The 22395-nt window shown below is 40.9% G+C and carries 23 protein-coding genes; 5 read left to right on the plus strand and 18 right to left on the minus strand.

Features of this window, described 5'->3' with window-relative positions; all coding sequences use genetic code 11:
- The first annotated feature begins 59 nt into the window (after nucleotides 1–59).
- Together AC1D0K_RS10400 and AC1D0K_RS10405 are read left to right on the plus strand one after the other, a co-directional pair.
- Nucleotides 60–383, plus strand: coding sequence for an ArsR/SmtB family transcription factor (locus tag AC1D0K_RS10400; protein ID WP_477441914.1), 324 nt, complete (start codon nucleotides 60–62; stop codon nucleotides 381–383).
- A gap of 749 nt (nucleotides 384–1132) precedes the next feature.
- Nucleotides 1133–1465 (plus strand): arginine repressor, encoded by a 333-nt coding sequence (locus AC1D0K_RS10405; RefSeq protein WP_295717236.1) that lies wholly within the window; start codon nucleotides 1133–1135, stop codon nucleotides 1463–1465.
- 44 nt (nucleotides 1466–1509) lie between these two features.
- Here AC1D0K_RS10405 and AC1D0K_RS10410 read toward each other — a convergent pair whose 3' ends face one another.
- The 8 genes from AC1D0K_RS10410 to rpsT all read right to left on the minus strand — a co-directional run bounded on the left by AC1D0K_RS10410 (nucleotide 1510) and on the right by rpsT (nucleotide 8666).
- Nucleotides 1510–2064, minus strand: a complete 555-nt coding sequence (locus AC1D0K_RS10410) for an Mpo1 family 2-hydroxy fatty acid dioxygenase (RefSeq protein WP_477441917.1) — start codon at nucleotides 2062–2064, stop codon at nucleotides 1510–1512.
- 67 nt (nucleotides 2065–2131) lie between these two features.
- Nucleotides 2132–3697 carry a ribonuclease Y gene (rny, locus tag AC1D0K_RS10415; RefSeq protein WP_477394993.1) on the minus strand — a complete coding sequence of 522 codons (1566 nt, stop codon included), beginning with the start codon at nucleotides 3695–3697 and terminating at the stop codon, nucleotides 2132–2134.
- A gap of 231 nt (nucleotides 3698–3928) precedes the next feature.
- Nucleotides 3929–4219, minus strand: coding sequence for a cell division protein ZapA (locus tag AC1D0K_RS10420; protein ID WP_295717230.1), 291 nt, complete (start codon nucleotides 4217–4219; stop codon nucleotides 3929–3931).
- A gap of 20 nt (nucleotides 4220–4239) precedes the next feature.
- Nucleotides 4240–4530 (minus strand): hypothetical protein, encoded by a 291-nt coding sequence (locus tag AC1D0K_RS10425; RefSeq protein ID WP_295717229.1) that lies wholly within the window; start codon nucleotides 4528–4530, stop codon nucleotides 4240–4242.
- A 101-nt stretch (nucleotides 4531–4631) separates the two neighbouring features.
- Entirely contained in the window at nucleotides 4632–7031 is a 2400-nt protein-coding gene (gene pheT / locus AC1D0K_RS10430; protein ID WP_477395038.1) for a phenylalanine--tRNA ligase subunit beta, read from the minus strand.
- A gap of 115 nt (nucleotides 7032–7146) precedes the next feature.
- Nucleotides 7147–7551: a hypothetical protein gene (locus tag AC1D0K_RS10435; protein ID WP_477395036.1), complete on the minus strand. Its 405-nt coding sequence runs from the start codon at nucleotides 7549–7551 to the stop codon at nucleotides 7147–7149.
- A gap of 76 nt (nucleotides 7552–7627) precedes the next feature.
- Nucleotides 7628–8326 carry a RadC family protein gene (radC, locus tag AC1D0K_RS10440; protein ID WP_477395034.1) on the minus strand — a complete coding sequence of 233 codons (699 nt, stop codon included), beginning with the start codon at nucleotides 8324–8326 and terminating at the stop codon, nucleotides 7628–7630.
- A gap of 85 nt (nucleotides 8327–8411) precedes the next feature.
- On the minus strand, nucleotides 8412–8666 hold the full coding sequence (gene rpsT / locus AC1D0K_RS10445; RefSeq protein ID WP_295717223.1) for a 30S ribosomal protein S20: 255 nt from the start codon (nucleotides 8664–8666) through the stop codon (nucleotides 8412–8414).
- A gap of 174 nt (nucleotides 8667–8840) precedes the next feature.
- On the opposite strand from rpsT, the gene AC1D0K_RS10450 reads away from it, so the two are divergent.
- From AC1D0K_RS10450 to AC1D0K_RS10460, 3 genes are read left to right on the plus strand one after another with little or no spacing between them, the layout of a single operon-like run.
- Entirely contained in the window at nucleotides 8841–9632 is a 792-nt protein-coding gene (locus AC1D0K_RS10450) for a class I SAM-dependent methyltransferase (RefSeq protein ID WP_477463053.1), read from the plus strand.
- Between the two features lie 43 nt (nucleotides 9633–9675).
- Entirely contained in the window at nucleotides 9676–10035 is a 360-nt protein-coding gene (locus AC1D0K_RS10455; protein ID WP_477395029.1) for a phospholipase C/P1 nuclease family protein, read from the plus strand.
- Between the two features lie 3 nt (nucleotides 10036–10038).
- Nucleotides 10039–10596 carry a phospholipase C/P1 nuclease family protein gene (locus tag AC1D0K_RS10460; RefSeq protein WP_477395027.1) on the plus strand — a complete coding sequence of 186 codons (558 nt, stop codon included), beginning with the start codon at nucleotides 10039–10041 and terminating at the stop codon, nucleotides 10594–10596.
- Nucleotides 10597–10619: 23 nt separating this feature from the next.
- Here the strand turns inward: AC1D0K_RS10460 and AC1D0K_RS10465 are convergent, their stop codons facing one another.
- From AC1D0K_RS10465 to AC1D0K_RS10510, 10 genes are all read right to left on the minus strand, one after another.
- Nucleotides 10620–11279 carry a VTT domain-containing protein gene (locus tag AC1D0K_RS10465; protein ID WP_477395025.1) on the minus strand — a complete coding sequence of 220 codons (660 nt, stop codon included), beginning with the start codon at nucleotides 11277–11279 and terminating at the stop codon, nucleotides 10620–10622.
- Nucleotides 11280–11324: 45 nt separating this feature from the next.
- The gene (locus AC1D0K_RS10470; RefSeq protein ID WP_295717216.1) at nucleotides 11325–12065 is read right to left on the minus strand and encodes a DUF4397 domain-containing protein; all 741 of its coding nucleotides are present in this window, start codon (nucleotides 12063–12065) and stop codon (nucleotides 11325–11327) included.
- Nucleotides 12066–12075: 10 nt separating this feature from the next.
- Complete coding sequence (locus tag AC1D0K_RS10475) at nucleotides 12076–12750, minus strand: DUF4397 domain-containing protein (RefSeq protein WP_477395023.1); 675 nt, start codon at nucleotides 12748–12750, stop codon at nucleotides 12076–12078.
- Nucleotides 12751–12862: 112 nt separating this feature from the next.
- A complete protein-coding gene (dnaN, locus tag AC1D0K_RS10480) occupies nucleotides 12863–13987 on the minus strand; it encodes a DNA polymerase III subunit beta (RefSeq protein ID WP_295717212.1) in 1125 nt (374 codons plus the stop codon).
- Nucleotides 13988–14020: 33 nt separating this feature from the next.
- Nucleotides 14021–16426, minus strand: coding sequence for a gliding motility-associated ABC transporter substrate-binding protein GldG (gene gldG, locus AC1D0K_RS10485; RefSeq protein ID WP_477395020.1), 2406 nt, complete (start codon nucleotides 16424–16426; stop codon nucleotides 14021–14023).
- A 163-nt stretch (nucleotides 16427–16589) separates the two neighbouring features.
- Nucleotides 16590–17087: a hypothetical protein gene (locus AC1D0K_RS10490; RefSeq protein WP_477395018.1), complete on the minus strand. Its 498-nt coding sequence runs from the start codon at nucleotides 17085–17087 to the stop codon at nucleotides 16590–16592.
- Nucleotides 17088–17444: 357 nt separating this feature from the next.
- Nucleotides 17445–18068: a hypothetical protein gene (locus AC1D0K_RS10495; RefSeq protein ID WP_477395016.1), complete on the minus strand. Its 624-nt coding sequence runs from the start codon at nucleotides 18066–18068 to the stop codon at nucleotides 17445–17447.
- A 137-nt stretch (nucleotides 18069–18205) separates the two neighbouring features.
- Nucleotides 18206–18847 carry a hypothetical protein gene (locus AC1D0K_RS10500; RefSeq protein ID WP_295717206.1) on the minus strand — a complete coding sequence of 214 codons (642 nt, stop codon included), beginning with the start codon at nucleotides 18845–18847 and terminating at the stop codon, nucleotides 18206–18208.
- A gap of 51 nt (nucleotides 18848–18898) precedes the next feature.
- Entirely contained in the window at nucleotides 18899–19603 is a 705-nt protein-coding gene (locus tag AC1D0K_RS10505; protein WP_477395013.1) for an ATP-binding cassette domain-containing protein, read from the minus strand.
- Between the two features lie 117 nt (nucleotides 19604–19720).
- Nucleotides 19721–22393 (minus strand): T9SS type B sorting domain-containing protein, encoded by a 2673-nt coding sequence (locus AC1D0K_RS10510; RefSeq protein WP_477463054.1) that lies wholly within the window; start codon nucleotides 22391–22393, stop codon nucleotides 19721–19723.
- Nucleotides 22394–22395: the final 2 nt, after the last annotated feature.

Here is a 22395-nt window from a genome sequence, read left to right on the forward strand (position 1 = left end):
TTTAAGTTAAATGCATCCACTGTTTGGTTTCAATTATATCTTTGCAGCACAATTTTAATATGGCTAATCACAAAAAAGCTGAATTTTCCTTAATAGATCAGGATATATCAATGATAGCGAAAGCGCTTTCTCATCCTGCAAGGATAGCTATATTACGTATTTTGGCGCAACACCCTCATCTTACCTGTGGCGAGATAGTTGAAATATTGCCTCTCGCGCAGCCAACAGTATCTCATCACTTAAAGGAATTATTAGACGCACATCTCATTACATTTACCATTGATGGCAAAAAATCATTATATGATGTAAACCAGCAACGTTGGAATGAATATACCGAAGCGTTTGAAGATATGCTTAATGCAATCAATAATCCGGTTAGCTAAGTCGCAACAAAAGAGCATTAGCAAAATTACAAATTACACCTCCACAGCATATTTGAGCGATAATTTCCTCATATCTAACAAATACTACTTCTCAGTGATGTTATGTTAATCATTTATTAACCCGGGGCTAATATCAGGCGCATACATTTGGCATTTTAAATCCATCCTGCGGTATAATATGAACACAGCCACTGTAAGCAAAAAGATTTTATCTTTATTTATAGCGGTGTTATACCTCTTTTTTTCATGCGTTTATGTTACAAGGTGTGCAAAAGACCACAATACAAGCAACAAACAAGCATATTCCATTTTAAATAAAAGCGGCGCCAAAATTTACCACAGTACAATTTCCCATTACGATGGTAATAAATCGGTCCCTTTTGTTCTTTTATCGCGGCCAAGAGTAATTTCCGGTAAAAACCTTATCCTTTTTGCCACACCCTTTCTTAGATTTGCTCAAACGCGCTTATTTTTTGCCCAAAACCAGTCTATTACAAAAAACTTCTTCCGGAATTTTAAGACTATTTATTCAGACAATATCTTTTCCCTCATCCGTACCTGGAAAATTTGAAAATTTAGAAAACTTTCATTTATTGATTGTAGAAACCTTCAGCAGGGACCTAGCATGTTTTTTTAGTGACAATTGCTCATAAAGCCCCCTTCATTAACCATTTATTTTAATCGCGACGAATTTGCGTTATAAGTTCATTTGTCGCAGCACCAATTTTCATTAACATCGTTGAATAATTATGCCTTTTATTGATTCTAAATTTTCAAACACTGATAACGAACTTGCCAACTTTGCCAAAGCTTTAGCACTACCTGTACGGGTGGCAATCATCCGCCTTATAATAACCAATGGCAATTCAATAACGAAAGAAAATTTCCACACTATTCCATTTAACCATGAAACAATTAACAAGCATATTGCTGAATTAAAAACCCTGGGAATAATAAAAGTTGCCGGGCATAAAGGCAATATCAGGTATTGCGTTGATGAAGGTTTGTTTAACCAAATGGCAAGCAGGTTTGCATCACTATTTCGCGGAGTAAATAGTTTAGCGCCTGATTTACAAGATTAGTCGTCTTTTAAAATCCTCATGAGGATGAGGATTTTCGCTTTAATCTAATACTTAATAGAAAGCTTTTTAAGTACCAGGTGAAGCAGGTATATGGGGCCGATGAGCAAAAATTTAATATCATCAAGGAAAGACGGTTTCTTCCCTTCAATTTTGTGCCCTATAAATTGCCCAACCCATGATACCAGGAAAATGATCAAACTCACCTGCCACAGTGCAGGGCCACCTGTTTTGTGCCAATGCTCTATCCCAATGATAGCGTAACTAAAGCCAAACAATATAAATAGCATCAGGTACGATAACATGGGTGATAGCTTAAGATAATAGTAAATGCTAAAAGCTATTAAAAACGATGCCCAGTTAAACACCCCATTGTAGGCCCCTAAAAAGCTAAGATTAGGGAACGGAATAGACCATACTAATCCAAGCAGGCTAAATACAATAAGCGGGATACAAATAAAATGAATCAACTCATTTGTTGAGTTTTGGTGACTCTCGGCATATTTGGCAAAATAAACATCAACCGCACGGGTGCCATCAGCATCCGTTGTTTTCCCCGGCATGTCACTTTTTTTGTTGTTTGATGTTTTACTTGAAGCCATTTTACTGTAAATATAAAACCCTTCCGGCTAATAGCCGAAAGGGTTTGCATTAATTTTTTTTCGCTAATTATTTTGCGAAGGCTACAGACCTGGTTTCCCTGATCACGGTAACCTTTATCTGGCCCGGATAGGTCATTTCTGTTTGAATACGGTTTGATATATCGGCAGCCAATACTTCTGATTGAGCATCGCTAATCTTTTCGCTTTCAACCACAACCCGCAATTCACGGCCAGCCTGTATCGCAAAAGTTTTCTCCACACCAGGATATGACATAGCCAGCTCTTCCAGTTCTTTCAAGCGTTTAATGTAGCTTTCAACAACCTCGCGGCGGGCACCCGGACGGGCACCTGAGATAGCATCACAAGCCTGAATTATCGGCGATAACATCGAGGTCATTTCGATCTCATCATGGTGAGCACCAATCGCGTTACAAACCTCTGGATGCTCTTTATATTTTTCGGCTAATTGCATACCCAAAATAGCGTGTGGCAGTTCGGGGTTATCATCAGGCACTTTACCAATATCATGTAATAAGCCGGCACGTTTTGCCATCTTCACGTTAAGTCCCAATTCGGCAGCCATAGTAGCGCAGAAGTTGGCTACCTCGCGTGAGTGCTGTAACAGATTTTGCCCGTAAGATGAGCGGTAACGCATACGGCCAACCATACGGATCAGCTCGGGGTGTAAACCATGAATACCCAGGTCAATTACGGTACGCTCGCCTATTTCTACAATTTCTTCTTCAATTTGCTTCTTAGTTTTAGCAACCACCTCCTCAATACGGGCAGGGTGAATACGGCCGTCGGTTACCAAACGGTGCATGGCAAGCCTTGCAATTTCGCGCCTTACAGGGTCAAATCCCGAAAGAATGATCGCCTCAGGGGTATCATCAACAATGATTTCAATCCCGGTTGCAGCCTCTAAAGCCCGTATGTTGCGACCTTCGCGACCGATGATACGGCCTTTGATCTCATCATTCTCTATATTAAAAATAGAAACTGTGTTCTCAATAGCACTCTCGGTAGCAGTACGCTGGATAGTTTGGATAACTATCTTTTTAGCCTCTTTGGTAGCGGTAAGTTTAGCCTCGTCAACAATATCCTTAATCTGGATCATGGCTTTTGAGCGGGCTTCTTCACGTAAAGTATCAACCAATTGGTTCTTGGCATCATCGGCAGATAAACCTGCGATGGTTTCCAATTGCTGTACGTGTGAGTTTTTCAAAACTTCAACTTCCTCTTGTTTTTTAACAACAATTTCGGTTTGTTTCTCCAGGTTTTTGCGCGTATTATCCAGCTCATTCTCCTTGCGGTTCATGTTCTCCAGGCGCTGGTTTAATGATTGCTCCTTTTGTTTAACACCATTTTCACGTTGATTAATGTTGTTGTTTTTGTTGGTTACTTCCTGCTCATGCTCAGCTTTCATTTGTAAAAACTTCTCTTTGGCTTCCAGTAACTTATTTTTCTTCAGGATCTCGGCATTGTTTTCGGCATCTTTCAAAATCTTTTTCACTTTATTTTGTGCCGATGTCTCCTGGTCTTTAAAAAGCTTCCGTAAGAGGAAGCGGCCAATACCGATACCAGCAAAGGTACCGAGTAAAAGCCCGATTATTCCGTATAGTAATATGTCCATTTTAGGTTTTATTGGTATGTATGTATATAAAAAAACCGCAACTAATTTTCGAGTATCATGTATTTAAAAACTTCATTTCGGATATTGGAATCATGGGTTACGTTAGTACATATAGTAACGCATGCCTCTTTGATCCGCTCATATTGAAGCGTTAAGTTTTTAATAGTGAAACCCAAAATTTAACTGCGGTTAAATCTTAAATGTGCTCTGTATATATTTAAAGAACGTTTATTACTTCGAAAAAAATTCGTCCAGCATGTGGTCCAACTTGTAAACCCTTTCAGCAACGTCAGTATCCTCAACGTTAACCTTCTTCTCGGCTTTTAATGATGATGTTGCGTAATGCAGCACACACATCGAAAGCAGATCCTGCTTATCCCTCACCGCATAATTTTCCTGATATTCTTTTATCCGGTCGTTAATTAGTTTGGCCGCTCTGCGTATTATCTCTTCTTCTTCCATGTTCACCTTTAAGGGGTAAACTCTGTCAGCAATATTTATTTTTATTGAGATTTCTCCCATTGAGCTTTTCACTTTTTGTACTATTTTTTCAATAATACAATACACTTATCTATTTCTTGCACAAAGTCGTTAATTTTTTGCTTAATGTCAACACTTTTTTCATTTGTTTCTGAAAATGATTTTGCAAGTTTCAATACACGAAGCTTTTCTTCCAGGTCTTTCGTCTTATTTTTGCTTGCATCAAGTGCAACAGTAAGGGCCTCACTCTCCAGTTTCAACAAATCATTTTCCTCCTGCAGAGCAGCGCAGAGCTCAATTAACCTTTCGGTTTTCTCAACTATCTTATTTAACTGTTCTGCTACTGAAGGCATTTTTAATTATTGATTTACTAAATTTCGGAATTATTCAATTTATTTACCGACTTAATAAAAAAGCGAAAAATCACTAATTCACTAACTCAATAATTCAATAATTACTTCCTAATCTCCGCTCCTGCTTCTTTTCCTAAATTATAAATTAATTTCTGCATTATGGAATCAATGGCTTTATCGGTAAGCGTTTTTTCGCTGTCCTGTATAATAAAGCTTAGCGCATATGATTTTTTACCCGCCGGCAATTTATCGCCCTGGTAAACATCAAATACACTAACTTCCTGCAATAGCTTGCGTTCTGTTCGCTGCGCTATTTGTTTAAGCTGGCCAAATGAAACAGCTTTATCAACCAACATAGACAAGTCACGACGAACGGCCGGGAATTTAGAAACCTCCTGGTAAACTATTACGTTTTTACGTACCGCTGCCAATACCATATCGAAGTTAAAGTCAGCATAAAATACTTCTTTGTCTACGTCTACCTTTTTCAGCGCGTTTGCGCCTGCGGTACCAAACTTCACCAGCTGCTTTCCATTTAACATGTATTGCAGCCCGAAAGCCAGTTTACTGCAGGTAGCATCTTCAACAACAAAATCGGTAATGCTTAACCTTTTCAAAATACCGTCAACAATAGCTTTCAGGTTGTAAAATGAAACGGGCTTTTGCTTTTGATTCCATTGCTCGGCCACATCTGCACCCGTAATGAAAATAGAAAAACGCTGAACCTCGCTGTATTTATCATCCTTCACGCTGTACACTTTACCAAATTCGTAAAACTTCAAATCGGCACTGCGGCGGTTTTGATTATAAGCAATGGCTTCCAAACCAGAATACAGTAGGGTTTGGCGCATTACGTCCAGATCGCTGCTTAAGGGGTTCAAAATCTTTACAGCAACATCCAGATTATCTGAATAGGCAGACTTTGTTAACGAATTAGATAAGATCTCGTTAAAGCCATTAGCTGTCAATAAATCCGAAATCTGGTTTTGAACGGTATCCTTCTCCGCCTTTTGCGAAGTGTTCAACGAAGCCCTGATCTGTGTAGGTATATGAATATTGTTGTAGCCATAAATCCGCAGGAGCTCTTCAACAATATCAACCTCCCTGGTTACATCAACACGATATGGGGGCACTTGTAACGACAGCGAATCCGCAGTTTCATTCACTATCCTGATATCAAGCGCCTCGATGATCGCCTTGATCTCGCCATGTGTAATTTCCTGGCCAATTAGCCTATCAATATTTTTATAAGTAACATCGAAAGCAAAAGGTGCAACCGGAGCAGGATAATGATCAGAAATTTGTGACGATACCTTACCACCTGCAACCTGCTGTATTAACAACGCCGCACGCTTCAAAGCAAAAACAGTCATATCCGGATCTGTACCACGCTCAAACCTAAATGATGCGTCGGTTTTTAAACCATGGCGTTTAGATGTTTTACGTACCGATACCGAATTGAAATAAGCACTCTCCAGGAATATATTTTTAGTAGTCGATTTAACCCCGGATTGCGCGCCGCCAAAAACACCGGCAATACACATTGGCTCTTCGGCATTACCAATCATCAAATCGTTCTCTGATAATTTGCGATCAACGTCGTCCAGCGTTTTAAAAACAGTTCCTTCGGCGTAGTTTTTAACCAGTACCTTATCCCCTTTTATCTCATCGGCATCAAAAGCATGCAATGGCTGCCCAAGTTCATGCAGCACATAGTTGGTAACATCCACAATATTATTGATAGAACGGATGCCGATAACAGCCAGCCTCTCTTTTAACCATTTTGGCGATTCCTTAACCTCAACACCACTAATTGTTAAACCAGAATACCGCGGACTTGCCTGCTCGTTCTCCACCACAACCTCAATAGTCCGGCTGGTATTATCAACCTTAAACTCGCTCACATCAGGTTTTTTTATGCCGATCTTTAAAAACGCGGCAATATCACGGGCTGTACCTAAATGCGATGTCGCATCCGCACGGTTAGGCGTTAAGCCTATTTCGTACATAAAGTCGTCATGTAGCTTGAAGTAGTTTTTTGCTAATGTGCCAACTACAGCATCAGCATCAAGCACCATGATACCGGCATGATCGGTTCCCAGGCCTATCTCATCCTCGGCGCAGATCATTCCTTCAGATACCTCACCGCGGATCTTTGATTTATTGATCTTGAATGGTTCACCTGCAGTTGGGTATACAGTAGTGCCCACAGTAGCTACAACCACTTTTTGCCCGGCAGCCACATTAGCAGCTCCGCAAACAATTTGGAGGTCTTCAGGGCCACCTACATCAACTTTGGTGATCCGTAGCCTGTCAGCATTGGGGTGTTGAACACACTCTTTTACAAAACCTATCACCAGGCCTTCTAATCCGCCGGGGATGGGTTGCACTTTTTCCAGGCTTTCTACCTCCAAACCGGTACCGGTAAGGATGATTGAAATTTCCTGGGGATTTTTATCGGTATCAATAAATTCTTTAAGCCAGTTATACGATATCTTCATTATTCAGAAATGATAATCGGCAAAGATACAATTTAGGGTGAATAGTGATGTGCTGATATGCAGATTTCAGATGTGCAGATGAAGTTTTAGCACATTACGCAAATGAAGATTAACTTTATTGATTTATCCGTTTTTCAAATTCCTCTTTTGAAATTATTCCTACTCTGCTCATTGCCATTGAATAATAAGGTTCAAGATTCTTACTATTACCTTGTTGGCCCAATAATTCCAGGGTTTTAACAACATCTGGATCAGCCTTAAATAAGTGAATTCTTTTCAAAGCCGAAAACTTAACACTGATATCACTATCGTAAAGTAAGGTCCATTTTATGAGCGGGTAATATTGCGGATCGGCAGAGTCACCATAGAAAATAACTTTTCCCATTCTCTTTTCAGGTTTCATTAACGAAATTTCCTTAATGAGCTCTTTCTGCTTTTCATCAGCCGCAAAACCATCCGGAAGTTCAAAAGATCCATCCTGGTTTCCTTTGAAAAATTTATTTATCAGATTGAATTTCATTTTTTGGAGTAAATTTTTAGCTAATATCGAATCAAACCATCTGCACATTTGCAATCTGAAATCTGCACATCCGCCCTCACATCAAATCGGCATCGGCCAAACTGGTAAAGCCATTGTCGGTGATAATGAGGTGATCAAAGATGCTGATATCAAGCACCCTGCCGGCTGCAATCAATTTTTTGGTGAGTGTAAGATCTTCCTGGCTGGGCTTTAAATTGCCCGATGGATGGTTATGTACCAATATAATACCACTGGCCTGGTGCTGTAAGGCGGCGTGAAAAATAATTTTAGGATCACATATCGTGGCAGCTAAGCCCCCCTTGCTGATGAGTTCTCGGCCTAACACTTTTTGCGAGCGGCCCAGTAAGATGATCCAGAACTCTTCGTGATTCAGATCCACCAGGTGCCGGCGCATGATATTATAAGCATCGCGGCTACTGCCAATGGTATCTACCGCTTTAGTTTCGCTGTCGTTACGCCTGCGGCCGATCTCCAATGCGGCAATAATGGATATGGCTTTGGCCTCTCCTATTCCTTTAAATTTAGATAATTCGCTAATGGAGGCTTTGCCCAGCTTATTCAAATCATTCTCGTAATGGTGCAGGATGCGCTTGCTGAGCTCAACAGCAGTTTCGTTTCGGCTGCCCGAGCCTATGAGGATGGCAATCAGTTCGGCATCGGTTAAGGCCCGTCTACCCTGTCCGCTCAGTTTTTCGCGCGGGCGATCTTCTTCGGCCCATGATTTTATACCGATCTTGTTATCGTAGTTTTCCACGGCATTAAAGTATGAAAAACCTTGCAAACAAAAAAAGGGATGATACCAATGGTAAAATCCCTTTTAATATTTTTAGAAGCTAATGTTAGCTTAAAGTATTTACAAATTTAGTAAGCTTCGATTTATTGTTTGAAGCTTTGTTTTTGTGAATAACGTTCTTTTTAGCTAAACGGTCCAGCATAGAGATCACTTTAGTTAATAGAGCGCTTGCATCAGCTTTGCTGGTAGTGCCTCTTAATTTTTTAATAGCGTTCCTGGTTGTTTTAGCCTGGTACCTGTTGCGCAGACGCTTCGCAGCGTTTGATCTGATTCTTTTTAAAGATGATTTATGATTTGCCATCGTATAGCTTTGTTATTCTTTTTCTACTTATTTTAAGGACTGCAAATATAGGGCGATAAATTTAAATATGCAAGTTGTTTTTAATTTTAGTTTTTAAGTTAAATTCAGTTGCTTAGCTCGTTTTGGGAACTATTAAACCCATCGGGTTAAATTATTGAAAACAAATTTAACCTAATGCTGCTTTTTTCAATAGTCAACCAACGCAACATGACAAGCAACAGCACAACCAGGTTCAGTAATCGGGTGGATGATTATGTGAAGTACAGGCCCCACTATCCCAAAACAATTGTTGAATTTTTGGAGGATAATTATGCTCTGACCAGAGATAAACTAATTGCGGATATCGGGGCAGGCACGGGGATATCCACAGCACTATTCCTTACTGCCGGCTATAAAGTAATAGCCGTTGAGCCCAACCTGGAGATGAGGAAAAAATCAATAGAACTGTTGAATCTTTTTCCCGGATTTAAAGCGATAAATGGCACTGCCGAAAATACATGCCTCGAATCGGGCAGTTTGGATGCGGTTATAGCCGGGCAGGCGTTCCATTGGTTTGATGCTGTAAAAACACGGACTGAGTTTAAAAGAATATTAAAGCCTGGTGGTTTTATAGCCCTGATATGGAATGAACGAAAAACAGCATCGGATTTTGAAAAAGAGTATGATCAACTCATTATAAAACATGGTAAGGATTATGTTAAAGTTGACCATCGTAATATTGATAAGGAACATATCGGTGCTTTTTTTGCTCCCGAACCAGTTAAACTGGAAGTATTTCAAAACAAGCAGATATTTGATTTTGATGGATTGGCCGGTCGGTTACTTTCTTCGTCGTATATGCCCGCAAAAGATGAAACAGGGTATGAATCAATGATGACCCACTTAAAAAATCTTTTTAATAAACACCAACAAAATGATATGATCACCATTAATTATGATACCAAGCTTTATGTAGGAAAATTATAGTTCCTCTGCCCTAAAACTCAAAACTTAAACCCATATTTACTTCATGAAGCGGAGTATCGTTTTAGGTTTATCAGGCATCGGTTTAATTATACTCTGCTCGTCATGGGGTTTCTTTGCCCATTATCGCATCAACCGCATGGCCGTTTACACCCTCCCCAAGGGCATGGCGCCTTTTTACAAGGCCAACATCAACTACATTGTTGAGCATGCCGTAAGCGCCGATAAACGCCGTTACGTTGATTCTACAGAAGCCCCCAGACATTTTTTTGATGCCGACCACTATGGCAAACACCCATGGGCGGCGATGCCCCAGAAATGGACCGATGCGGCAGCCAAATATTCGGCAGATACATTGGATAAGTATGGCACCGTTCCATGGACCATACAATACCAGTATTATTAACTGGTGCGGGCGTTTAAGGCTCATGATACCACCGCCATTCTCAACACATCAGCCAACCTTGGTCATTACATTGCCGATGCTCATGTGCCGCTGCATCTTACCCAAAACTATAACGGCCAGTTAAGCGCTCAAACCGGCATACATGCTTTATGGGAAAGCCGTATACCCGAGCTTTGCGGAGATAAGTATAATTTAAAGGTTGGGAAGGCGCATTACATTGAAAATCCACTGGCCGAGGCCTTCAGGATCTGCCGCACATCCTTTAAAAGTGTGGATACCGTATTGCGTTTTGAAAGAATTTTGACCAGAAGTTTCCCGGCTGATAAGAAATACAGCATGGTACTGCATGGCAAAAAAGAGATCAAAGATTATTCGCCAGCCTATACCCTGGCCTATCAAAAAATATTGAAAGGCATGGTTGAACGGCGAATGCGGGCGTCAATCCTCTCGGTTGGTAGTTTTTGGTATTCGGCATGGGTTGATGCCGGGCAGCCCGATCTCCCTTCGGTTACCATCAGTATTAAAACACCACCCCGTTTACCAACAGCGGCAAAAGAGTAGGTTTTTTTTAATAAAGTTTAATATTATGCTGTTTGCCTTTTACGTTTAACAGTACGGCTTTTTACAGCTGCATAAATTGGCGGAATAATAGATATCAGGATGATGGCTACGCCAACCAGTGAGAAATTCTTTTCAAAAAACGGAACCTTGCCCAACCATAATCCCGCAAACAAGAAAACAACTATCCATGAAGCCCCGCCAACAATGTTATACAAGCTGTACTTTAAAAACGGCATCCGGCCAACACCCGCCACAAATGGAGCAATGGTACGGATGATAGGCATAAACCGGCTAAAAATAACAGCCTTTGCACCATGCTTATCAAAAAAGGCCTTAGTTTTTAAGTAGTAATCCAGCTTTAATATCTTATTGTGTTCCTTAAATACTTTTGGGCCCAAAAAGTTGCCCAACAAATAATTCACCGTATTGCCGGCAAACGCGGCTACAATCAATATAATAGTCAATAAATAAATATCCAGGCCCGATTTTTCGCCGGCTATAAGGGCGCCTGCTGCAAACAACAATGAGTCGCCGGGTAAAAAAGGAGTAACAACAAAACCGGTTTCCGCAAAAATGATGGCAAACAATATCAGGTACGTCCAACCCTGGTATGCACTGGTTATTTGTACCAGGTGCTTATCAATATGCAGTATAAAATCGATGATACTTTTTATTACTTCCACTTTTTTAAATTTTGCCCAAAAATAGAAATATAAAAAGAATTGCCACTATTGGGTAGCTTTTATCAATAAATTATTAGTTAAAACCGCTGCGCCAAAGGCAACAGAATCTGTACGCCCCACAATACCCTGGGTGTAAATAGTATACGCACGACCATCCAAAAGCGTCACATTTTTTAGCGTATATTCTACTTTTGATGGGGTGCTATGCACGTTTATGGTAAAATTATAATTACCTGTAGGTATACTGATATATGGCGAAATGGTATTAAACGACCGATTGCTAAATGCCAGTGTGTCATTAGCCCGCAAATCAAGCGTTGGCGATGTGGGTGATGTGTGTACAAACCTCACTTTAGCCCTTCCAATTGGTGGCAGGGTTGCGGTATCTAATGATAGTAAAGAATTTTTAATGGTACTATCTTTCAGGAAACCTGTCAAAAAAAGCGTGTATTTGGCGTTGGCTCTTAATACCGTATCAATTTGAAAAGGAATATTTAATGCCGCCGCCGTAGCTGTTCTGAATTGTAATGGAGGGGTAATGGTTGACAAAAAAAAGTAACCAGAATTAGTGGGATAAGTATAAGTGACTCCATTACCCTGCTTTAAAGAGTTTTGATATAAATTTAATGGCTGCACATCTGAGCTTAAATTGATGATCTGTATCTGCGTGTTTGAGTTCGATATGTTAGTTGATTTACCGCACGATGCTATAAAAGGAAGCAACATAATTACTACGGCAAACGTAAATAATGAAACCAATAAACCGCTTTTATTTTGATTAACCATTAATGTACTTTTATTTGTTTGTTATAAAGCCGGTACCAAAGCTTGCTGCATTTTTTATACTGCCATAGCCATAATAGGTATATATGCCCCCCGCTGTAAGCGTAACCGTATCCCGTACTACCGGGGTTAACGGCACCGATGACTGATAAATAGCCAAATCAACTATGCCTGCCTTAACCAATACGTAAGGAGTAGTTGTTTTATAACTTACGCCGGTAAATTTCACCTCGTTTAATGTACCCTCAAATTTCAAATTAAGCGCGACAGCATCGGGTGAGGCATTTACAAACCGCACTTTTGCCAAACCACTGGTATCAGCAACCAATACATCGGCAGTTTTAAATATATCATTTTCGGTTGTGCCCGATACGTACAATGAGTAAACCGAATCTTTACTAAAATTAAGCGATTTACTAAACGACGGCACCGAACTACCACCAATCTTAACCGAGTAATTTTGCGCTCCGGCCAAAACAGCAACATAACCCAATGTTCCGCCGGGGTAATAGGTGGTGGTATTATTAATGCGGGTGCCGTTCAAATAAAAATTAATATTATTGTTTGATGCGTTTATCAGATTAACCCGGGTGGCGGTTGTTGCGGTGGGTGCATCGCTATTTTTTTTACAGGATGCCCAACATGCCACAGCCACAATCATAAACAAAGCTTTTATCCTGGTATCCATATTAATTATAAGCTATATAACTGTTTACCGTAATTTTTGTTATCACCGGCGAACAAAAAAGTCCGGTTTTTAAAGCCGGACTCGATTTTGGATTTATAATTTAAGTTAACACTTAAGCATAACTATTGAGCATAACCGGCATAACCAGCATCAGCACATCTTCATTTTCATCACCACCCTGTGGCAGCAATAAGCCCGCACGATTAGGTGTTGACATCTCCAAAGATACTTCTTCGCAACTTAAATTCTTCAACATTTCTATTAAAAAACGTGCATTGAAGCCAATTTCCATGTCTTCGCCCTCATACTGGCAGCTTAAACGCTCGTGCGCTTCGTTAGCAAAGTCAATATCTTCTGATGATATGTTCAGCTCGCTGCCGTTAATTTTAAGCCTTACCTGGTGGGTTGTTTTGTTGGCATAAATAGCCACACGGTTTAACGATCCCAGGAAAGTAAGCCTGTCTATTATTAATTTATTAGGGTTATTTTGTGGAATAACAGCCTCATAATCAGGGTAACGCTCGTCAATTAAACGGCAAACCAGGTTGATATTACCAAACTTAAAGAATGCGCTGGTTGAATTATACTCCACAGATACATTTACATCATCACTTGGTAACGATGATTTAAGCAGCGTTAATGCCTTTTTAGGTAATATGAATGATGTTGCACTTGCAGCCTTAGCATCCTTACGACGGTAACGTACCAGCTTATGCGCATCAGTAGCCACAAATGTTAGATGTTGCTGGCTTAACTGGCAAAAAACGCCTGTCATGGCAGGGCGCAATTCATCATTACTTACAGCGAAAATGGTTTTATTAATCGCCTCGGCTAAAACCGATGCAGGTAAGTTTACTGATGATGCATTTTCAACAACAGGTATTTTCGGAAAATCTTCACCATTCTCGCCGCTCAGCTTGTATTTACCGTCGCCGGCATTTATTTCAATGGCGAAGGTAGTATCATCAACAGAGAAAGCTACAGGCTGCTCTGGTAATGATTTTAGGGTCTCTAACAAAATACGCGATGGTATAGCTATTCGGCCATTCTCTTTTGCTTCAACAGTTAAGGAGGTGGTCATGCTGGTTTGCAGATCGGTAGCAGAAATGGTTAAGTTTCCTTCCTTTATCTCAAACAAAAAGTTTTCCAATATAGGCAATACGGTGCTGTTACTTAACGCGCCGCTTACCGCTTGCAGTTGTTTGAGTAAGGTTGTGGTAGAAACAATAAATCTCATATGGGTCTAATTAATCTATCAAAAATATAAAATTTAATGGGCATACTTTCGCTTGCGGATATAATGTTGAAAAATAGCACATATTAACACTAAAGCAAGTGGGCCTGCTGTATTTACCAGTTGCCAGTACAATTTTTCGTTACGGATACGTGCCCTGTTCAGCAGGCGAATCTTTATCTCTTTGGTACGCAGCGCAATAAGGCCAGAATCGTCGGTCATATAATCGGCAATATTGAGCAGCAAATTTCTATTGCCGTAGGTTTGTTGTGTATAACGGTCATATCCCAACGGAAAAGGCGAGCCATCCCCTCCTACCTGGTTCTTTAAAATATCGCCATCGCTTATCACTACCATCTTTGTGGGCTTGCTTTCTGGCAGTATACTCACCTGCTCCTTTAAACTATCAGGTAATGGGCGATTGCGCCAGTTTGATATAAATTTACCTTCCAAAAGCACACCAACAGTTTTTGGTGTACTTTGAAAATCCTTAGGATTTGGTTCCTGCTCCAGCGCCTGTAAGGACAGCACATGGGGCGCACTCATCTTTTTATTATAAGGAGATGATGTTAACAGGATTGTTTTCTTAATGTCTTTGGTTTCGAGCAGATCAATTGTGCTTACAAATTCACTGTGAATAGCATCCAGGTTTTTTACTATGGGATGCTTTGAAACCGGCATAAACAAGGGGTTAAATAACCAGGGCAGCATCTGGATCTGTGCCTGCCCACCAACATTACCGGTACTTACCGGTATTGGCGAACAGTTCATATCTGCTATAAGGTCATAATTGATCCGTACCCCGTACCTGAAAAGCTGATCATCAAGATTCAATTGTTTTGCAAAGGCCAGTTGCTCGCCGCCATGCCCGCGCAGGCTATCCAGTTCGGCACTTACCTGGTCAATAGTCCATAGTACACGGCCACCACGCATAATATATTGGTCGAGCTTAAACTTCTCCAGTTCGGTAAATCTCCTGTCGGGTTTAGGGATCACCAGTAGCTTGATGTTTTGTAATGCTTTAAATGGAATAGTTGCCAGGTTTAGCCTGCCAACCTCAAACCCATCTGATAAAGCTTTCATAGCATCATTCAATTGCAGATCGGTTAATTCATGATGCCCTTCGGTAAAACCAATTTGTTGCTTGCCACCGCTTACCGCTTTTTTTATAGCCGATGAAAAGGCGTATTCTAAATTCTGAATAGAATTATTTAATTGTTCTTCTTCTGATGAACCTATCCGGGTTTGTATTAAATTTACTACTACTTCCTTGTCGCCCGTTTTTACAACAGCTTCCGGGAATATCAATTTTTCAGATACGCCGTCATCAGTTTTAAAACTTAGCTTTTGTCCCACCACACCTTTTGCTCCTAAATCCTCGTAGGTTTGTTTTTGCTGATCGGGAGATAAGTTTTTGATAGATGCAATTAGGTCCACAAATTCAAATTGCAGGCGATGATGACTATAGGCGCTTAAATCACTAAGCATATCCTTTGTGGCATTTTGCAGGCGTTTCATCCCGCCAGGCAAACCATTGCCCTGCAGGTAAACAGTAACCTTTACCGGCTTCGGCAGGCCATCCATGATCTGCCTGCTTACTGATGATATGGTAAAACGCTTCTCGGTAGTAAAATCAATCCGGGTAAAGGCATATTGCGATAGTACACCCAGGGCAATAAACACCGCTAACAGACCGATCATGATTGTACCGCGCAATTCTTTTTGCCGCTGCTTTATAAGCACAAATAAGGTGAGCCAGGTAAATATCCCCGCTAACAGGATAAAATAAACCAGGTCGCGGGTATCAAGTACACCGCGGCTTACAGACTGGTAATGCTGCGTTATGCCCAAACTCTGCAAACCAAGCTCCTGCAGTGATAATAGCTGACTTAAAGAATCAAAACCGCTATAGAAAAAGAAACACAGGAAAACAGCTACAGTAAAAGCTATGATTTGATTTTTGGTGATAGATGAGGCAAACAGACCAATAGCAGCAAATGCCGCGCCTAATAAAAACAAGCCGATGTATGATCCTATAACTGCTCCACTATCAATATTACCCTGCGGAGTGCCCAGTGTACTTACCGAAAAATAATAGACCAATGTAGGCAGCAGCGCAAAAAGTACAATAAGCAGGCAGGCAAAGTATTTGCCCAGCACTATTTCCCAATCTTTTAAGGGGCGTGTAAACAGCAACTCGAAAGTACCCTCCTTACGTTCCTCAGCTAAGGACCTCATGGTAATAGCCGGTATCAGGAACATGAACAGGTATGGAGCGGTACTGAAAAGGCTTTCGAGCCCGGCATAGCCATAATCCAGGATGCTGGAATCTGGAAACACCCACAGGAATAAACCCAGCACCAATAAAAATACGCCAATGGTTACATAGGCTACCAGCGAACTGAGGTATGATATTATTTCTTTTTTTAAGATGCTAAGCACTGCCGTATATTTATGCTGAAACGCCGAAATTACAACAATAATACACTAAAGCAAAGGTGTACTTTTGAATTATAAAACTTAAAAATCGCCATAACAAAAAAGTCCCGCTAAATAATACCGGGACCTCATGCAAGGATATTTACTTTATTTTTTTTAATAAAACTTAATATCCCCAATTACTAAAATCATTTACAGCAACCAAACTAACAACAAAAAGAGTTGCCGCCGCTACACAACCCACTACCAATGCTATTGTAGCGCCGGGTTTCTTTTTTCGCTCCTCAAAATTTACATGATCTGAATCCCAATTTACAACCTTACCCTGCTCATCAAAGGTGAATTTTACGTATTTGTTAAAGGGTGTAAATTTATCAGTAGTTACCGTATTATGATTTAAACTGCCGTAAACGGTATTATATGTTCCATCGATTCCCACTTTTGTTTGTGAATGATAAAGGTTGGATGAAGTATCACAATTGTAAAGCCATTCGGTAAGATGGTTTGCTTCTCGTTTTTCGTCGGGAACGCCAAATTGTTTCATAACATCATCTTTGGTGTGGTAGCTTACCATAACCTGTTTATGGGAATGGATTTGTTTACTGCAGCTGCATAATGACATCAAACCATTAATGCTTGCTAATACAATTAATAATGTTTTCATGATATTTTATTTTTAGGTTATTTAAAGGCCTGGCAACATTTTCCAGGCTTTAAACTTATCATCAAAACCGGGATTATTAGCTATAAAATGAAATAGCAGATTGTAATAGTAGATAAATGTAGTGATAATTACATCTGATTACAATGATCTGTATTACAGGATATTAATTATTTTCATAAATTATTTAGTGGGCTGACTTTCCCTTTCTCAAAGTGGTCTTTGACGCCTTTAGTTTTACTAAAATATCATCAGGAAGGTGCTGGTATCAACCTAACCGTTTTTATCGCAATAAAAAATCATCGCAATAAAAAAAGCCCCGGAAAATGCCCGGAGCCCTGGTATTTAGGTTTAATGAAATTACAACCCCAAACTAAATGCAGCGCTTAATGCAAGCCTGCCATAATTGCCCTGGTAATAATTTAAGCTCGCGCTCTCGAAACGATTTTCGTAGCCTAAACTTAAATCTAAGCCTGCTTTACCCGATGAGCCAAAGCGAAAAGAATACCCCAGGTTAGGCGAAACCAGTAACGCAACCGTTTTATCGGTATAATACTCATGGGGTGAGTTTACATTTAGTGATGCCCCGATATTACCCTCAAAGTATAGCTTGTTGGCTACATAAACCCTTGCACCTATTTCTAACGGAACAAAGGCAGCGGCCGAATAACTAACATGCGTACCACCACCATTGCCAGGATTAATGTAAGAGTAGAACCTTGTTTGGGGAATAAAAAAGCTGTACCCTGATGTAAGCGTAAGGCTTAGTGGAATAGATTTAACAGGTAATTCATACTTTACTAAAAATCCGCTGGCGTAGGTATAGTTGTCGGCGGCAGCGCCTAATGCTCCTCCATATATAAAACCAGCGCTAACGCGTGGCTGTGTGTTGTAGTTTGTTTGCGCATGGGCATCAACTGCAAAGCCAGTTAAAATTGCCATTGCAAGCAATAATTTCTTCATATAAGTGATAAGGTTATTCATGGTTAAGGCTTTTAAAATCTTTACGTTAACAAGTTTACAAATGCAACAAACCGGGTAAAATAATATGTGCCTTGTAAATATTTAATAAAAAACCCCGGTATGTAATACCAGGGTTCATCAATACTTTTTTAATTTGGTTACAAACCAAGGCTAAAAGCCACATGGCAAGCAATCTGGTTGTAATTACCATAACCACCCGCAGTGTAGGAGTTACCCATGCCATCGTTATATAAAATAATACTTTTGTTGCTTTCCAAACGGGTTTCATAGGCCAGGCTAAGATCTAAACCAAATTTTTGAGACGAGCCAAACCTGAAACCATACCCTATGCTTGGCGAAAGAACCAATGCAACAGTTTTGCTGGTATAATCGCTGTGGTTGGAGTTAAGGTTAAAGGAAGCGCCGGCTGCACCTTCAAAAAACAGTTTACCGGCGTATACACGGGCACCCAGCATAACGGGAGCAAATGATGCCAGTGAACCGCTGCTATAATTACCTTCATTGCTATTGTAGCCAAAATAGTAACCATCTTTTGATACAAAAAAAGTATAAGCTGCCGAAGCGGTGATACTTACCGGGCTTGATGCTATAGGAAATTCAAGCTTTACATCTACACTGCCCGCTGCGGGATAATCGCCGGAGTGTGATCCTATTGTGCCACCGGCTCCAAAACCAGCGCTTAATCTGGGTGTACGGTCTGCATCGCCTCCAAAAGATTGGGCGTTGGCGCTAACTACAGCGCATAATAAAACAACTAATGCAAGTAAGTTTTTTTTCATATGATTATAATAAGGTTAAGTGGCGCAAACTTAGCTGATTAAATTCATTTATCAATTGGTAAGACTAATAAAAATACCTTCAAGCGTACTTTTATTATTTTTACCCAGCAAGCCTTTCAGGGTATCATCGGCTACTATTTTTCCCTTGTTAATAATGATCACTTTATCGCATACAGCTTCAACTTCCTGCATGATATGGGTAGATAGGATAATGGTTTTGGTTTTACCCAGATCGGTAATTAACTGGCGAATGCCGATAAGCTGATTAGGATCCAGGCCGGATGTGGGTTCATCCAGTATCAGCACATCGGGATTGTGCAGAATTGCCTGGGCAAGCCCCACACGCTGGCGATAGCCTTTAGATAGCTGCCCTATTTTTTTATGCTGCTCGGGCCCCAGGCCGGTTTGCTCAATAACTTCGGCTATGCGTTTTTCGGGCTCCTGCATTTTATGGATGCCTGCAATAAACGCCATCGACTCTTTTACATACATATCCAGGTAAAGCGGGTTACTCTCTGGCAGGTAGCCAATATGCCTGCGTACATCAAGCGACTGGCTCACTACATCAAACCCACATACAGATGCCGTACCCGATGTTTGTGGTATAAAGCAGGTAAGTATCTTCATGGTGGTTGATTTACCCGCGCCATTTGGCCCCAGGAAACCCAGCACGCCGGGCCCGGCAGTAAAACTAATACCATCAACTGCTTTTTGATCGCCGTAAACTTTTGTCAATGCTTCTACCCGGATACTCATGCCGTAAAATTAGAAGAGTATTTCGGATTTCGGAATTTCGATTTCGGATTTATTTTAGATTGGGGGTGTCCGTCCGTCCGCAGGTGTCCGTTACCGCGGGACAGTGGCAATTAACAACTACCTCAATATAGTTACCGGCCCCGACAGCTTTTGGTTATCCTTTTGGGTGTCTATAATGTAATAATAGGTGCCGGCTGGTAGTTGCTTACCGTTCATTCTTCCATCCCAGGGGTATTGGTACCCTTTAGATTGATAAACAGCCGCGCCATAGCGATTGTAGATACTTACCGTGCAATTAGGATAAGATAGTAATGCTGCAATATTCCAGGTATCGTTACTTCCATCGCCGTTTGGGGTAAAGGCATTAGGTACAATTATTTTTACGGGTATTAATACAGAAACGGTTATGCTATTGGATGTAACCGATGGGTTAACAATACATTTGCCTTCAATAAGAATACCACAGGTAACCACATCGCCATCTGATAAGGTGTTAGAAGTAAAAGTGTCACTGTTGGTGCCTGCTATTTGCCCATTCACCATCCAGGTATATGCCGGTACAATCGGAACATTGGCAGACGCCGTTGCCTTAAAGGTGATAGGTGTACCTATATCAACCGTTGTTGCCGATGATGTGATAACCAACTCTGTAGTAACATTAGGATCGGCACTGAGCGAACCCGGGTTTGATACCGGCGATGAAACCGGCGTACATTGATCATTATTGGTAACTATACAGGTAATCACGTCGCCGGTTTTTAAGGTGGTACTGGTGTAAACCGCACTGTTATCGCCGCTGTTATTACCGTTCAGCCTCCATTGATAAGTTGGGTTATTGCCGCCGTTTGTGGGCGTTGCGGTATAGGCTAGCAATAGCCCATCGCAACTACTATAAAAATCGGGGCTGATTTTTACCGATGGCGTTATCAGAGGGTTTACCGTTAACGTTTGCGAAACCGGTAAAGCTTCATTATATAAATTACTCCCACCTTGCGAAACAGTGATAGTAGCACTACCAGGGCCCGCAATATGAATATCCCCTACTTGTGAAACGGTAGCAACAGCAGGATTACTACTAATATAGGTAAGTGGAATAGTTGAATTTGAGCTTACAGCACCAGCAAAAAAATCAGCATCACATACCTTTTTAATGGCTATAGCCGGAAACACGATAACCTGGTCCTGAGTTATAGTATAGGGCACCGATACAGGGGCGGCATCACTATAATTCTCGTTACCTTGCTGGTTTGCTGTAATAATTGTAATTCCCGGTGCAATTACATGAATCTGTCCGTCTGCCCCTAAATAAGCAACCGCTGGATTACTGCTGGTATAAGTTATTGGGGTTTCGTTATTGGTACTGGTAGCCTCGGGATGTAAAATATTATCAGCATCAATTTTAATTTTTACCGGAGGGGGGAAGGTAATTACCGATGGTTTTTGCACAATGCTCAGTGCTACCTCAATATTTACAACAGTACTACTGCTACCATCACCATTATAGGCTGTTACAATGTAGTCTGTTGCCGGCGAAAGTTGGGTGGAACTGCCGGAAACGACTCCAGTTCTGCCGTCGAAACTAAGACCGGCCGGCAAGGCTTTATCAATGGCATATCCCCATATGCTTATCTTTCTAAATGCATGATTTCCATAATCAGCAACATATACATATCCGGCATTGTCAATACCTATACCTATAGGATCTGAAAAAGTTGCTTCGGTACCAATACCGTTATTGAACCCGATGTTTCCATTTCCGGCTAGGGTAGTAACCACCCCCGTCGGCGTTATTTTTCTGATACGCTGATTGAAGTAACCATCAGCAACGTATAGATTACCAATTTTATCAATAACTATACCGGTTGGAAACTCAAATACAGCAGCTTTGCCAACCCCATCAGCAAAGCCCGGCGAACCTTTGCCAGCAAAAGTAGTAACCAAACCGGCTGGGGTAATCTTTCTTATTTTACAATTTCCACCATCAGCAACATATAAGTTGCCGGCTGCATCTACGGCAATATCATACATCTCACTAAATGATGCAGCCTTCCCTTGGCCATCTTTTGGCCCGAAAAATCCCGTACCGGCCAACGTTGTGACAAGCCCCGACTGATCAATTTTACGAATACTAAAATTATACTGATCTACCACATAAACAATTCCATTGGCATCAACAGTAATTCCACACGGGGTATAAAAAGCAGCAGCCACACCTCTGCCGTCCAAAAAGCCAGGAATACGGTGCCCGGCGACCGTAGTTACGGATCCCTCCGGGGTAATTTTTCTTATCGCATTATTATAATTATCACAAACATAAACATTGTTCGAAACGTCAACAGCTATTCTCCATGGATTATTAAATCCAACATCCGTGCCTACCCCATCCACAAAACCAGCGCCGTTAACGCCAGCAACAGGTACTAATTTACCTGCCGGGGTAATTTTCCAAATTCTACTATCTCCTACTAAATAAATATTGCCAAGTGCATCGACAGCCACATCCTTGGTGACGTTAAGAGGAGTTATTGATATGGAGCCGTTATTGGAACCAGATCCCCCCCTTTCGGCCAGGGTACTTACCAGACCATAAGCTACTGCAGGGACTGCGCCGCCTGTATTTGCAGGTGCCAAAGGCGTTATGGGCTTGTTAATTACATAAACATGCGGAGTTGTATACTTTATTGACGGCGCCTGGGCATATATGTACTGTGTATTAAATATMAATAAAACAACCAGTAATACAGCTGAAAACCAAGCAGAAATAAACGACCGCATAAATAACCTAACCATGT

Source organism: Mucilaginibacter sp. P1_A3 (genome assembly GCF_056406855.1).

Bases quoted from the DNA above. Each gene is read 5' to 3' on its own strand.
- AC1D0K_RS10450 (WP_477463053.1), top strand. From the start codon at position 8,841: ATGCTGCTTTTTTCAATAGTCAACCAACGCAACATGACAAGCAACAGC.
- dnaN (WP_295717212.1), bottom strand. From the start codon at position 13,987: ATGAGATTTATTGTTTCTACCACAACCTTACTCAAACAACTGCAAGCG.
- AC1D0K_RS10470 (WP_295717216.1), bottom strand. From the start codon at position 12,065: ATGGTTAATCAAAATAAAAGCGGTTTATTGGTTTCATTATTTACGTTT.
- AC1D0K_RS10425 (WP_295717229.1), bottom strand. From the start codon at position 4,530: ATGCCTTCAGTAGCAGAACAGTTAAATAAGATAGTTGAGAAAACCGAA.
- AC1D0K_RS10495 (WP_477395016.1), bottom strand. From the start codon at position 18,068: ATGAATAACCTTATCACTTATATGAAGAAATTATTGCTTGCAATGGCA.
- pheT (WP_477395038.1), bottom strand. From the start codon at position 7,031: ATGAAGATATCGTATAACTGGCTTAAAGAATTTATTGATACCGATAAA.
- AC1D0K_RS10405 (WP_295717236.1), top strand. From the start codon at position 1,133: ATGCCTTTTATTGATTCTAAATTTTCAAACACTGATAACGAACTTGCC.
- AC1D0K_RS10500 (WP_295717206.1), bottom strand. From the start codon at position 18,847: ATGAAAAAAAACTTACTTGCATTAGTTGTTTTATTATGCGCTGTAGTT.
- AC1D0K_RS10505 (WP_477395013.1), bottom strand. From the start codon at position 19,603: ATGAGTATCCGGGTAGAAGCATTGACAAAAGTTTACGGCGATCAAAAA.
- AC1D0K_RS10475 (WP_477395023.1), bottom strand. From the start codon at position 12,750: ATGGATACCAGGATAAAAGCTTTGTTTATGATTGTGGCTGTGGCATGT.
- AC1D0K_RS10490 (WP_477395018.1), bottom strand. From the start codon at position 17,087: ATGAAAACATTATTAATTGTATTAGCAAGCATTAATGGTTTGATGTCA.
- AC1D0K_RS10410 (WP_477441917.1), bottom strand. From the start codon at position 2,064: ATGGCTTCAAGTAAAACATCAAACAACAAAAAAAGTGACATGCCGGGG.
- AC1D0K_RS10455 (WP_477395029.1), top strand. From the start codon at position 9,676: ATGAAGCGGAGTATCGTTTTAGGTTTATCAGGCATCGGTTTAATTATA.
- AC1D0K_RS10420 (WP_295717230.1), bottom strand. From the start codon at position 4,219: ATGGGAGAAATCTCAATAAAAATAAATATTGCTGACAGAGTTTACCCC.
- AC1D0K_RS10435 (WP_477395036.1), bottom strand. From the start codon at position 7,551: ATGAAATTCAATCTGATAAATAAATTTTTCAAAGGAAACCAGGATGGA.
- rny (WP_477394993.1), bottom strand. From the start codon at position 3,697: ATGGACATATTACTATACGGAATAATCGGGCTTTTACTCGGTACCTTT.
- AC1D0K_RS10400 (WP_477441914.1), top strand. From the start codon at position 60: ATGGCTAATCACAAAAAAGCTGAATTTTCCTTAATAGATCAGGATATA.
- rpsT (WP_295717223.1), bottom strand. From the start codon at position 8,666: ATGGCAAATCATAAATCATCTTTAAAAAGAATCAGATCAAACGCTGCG.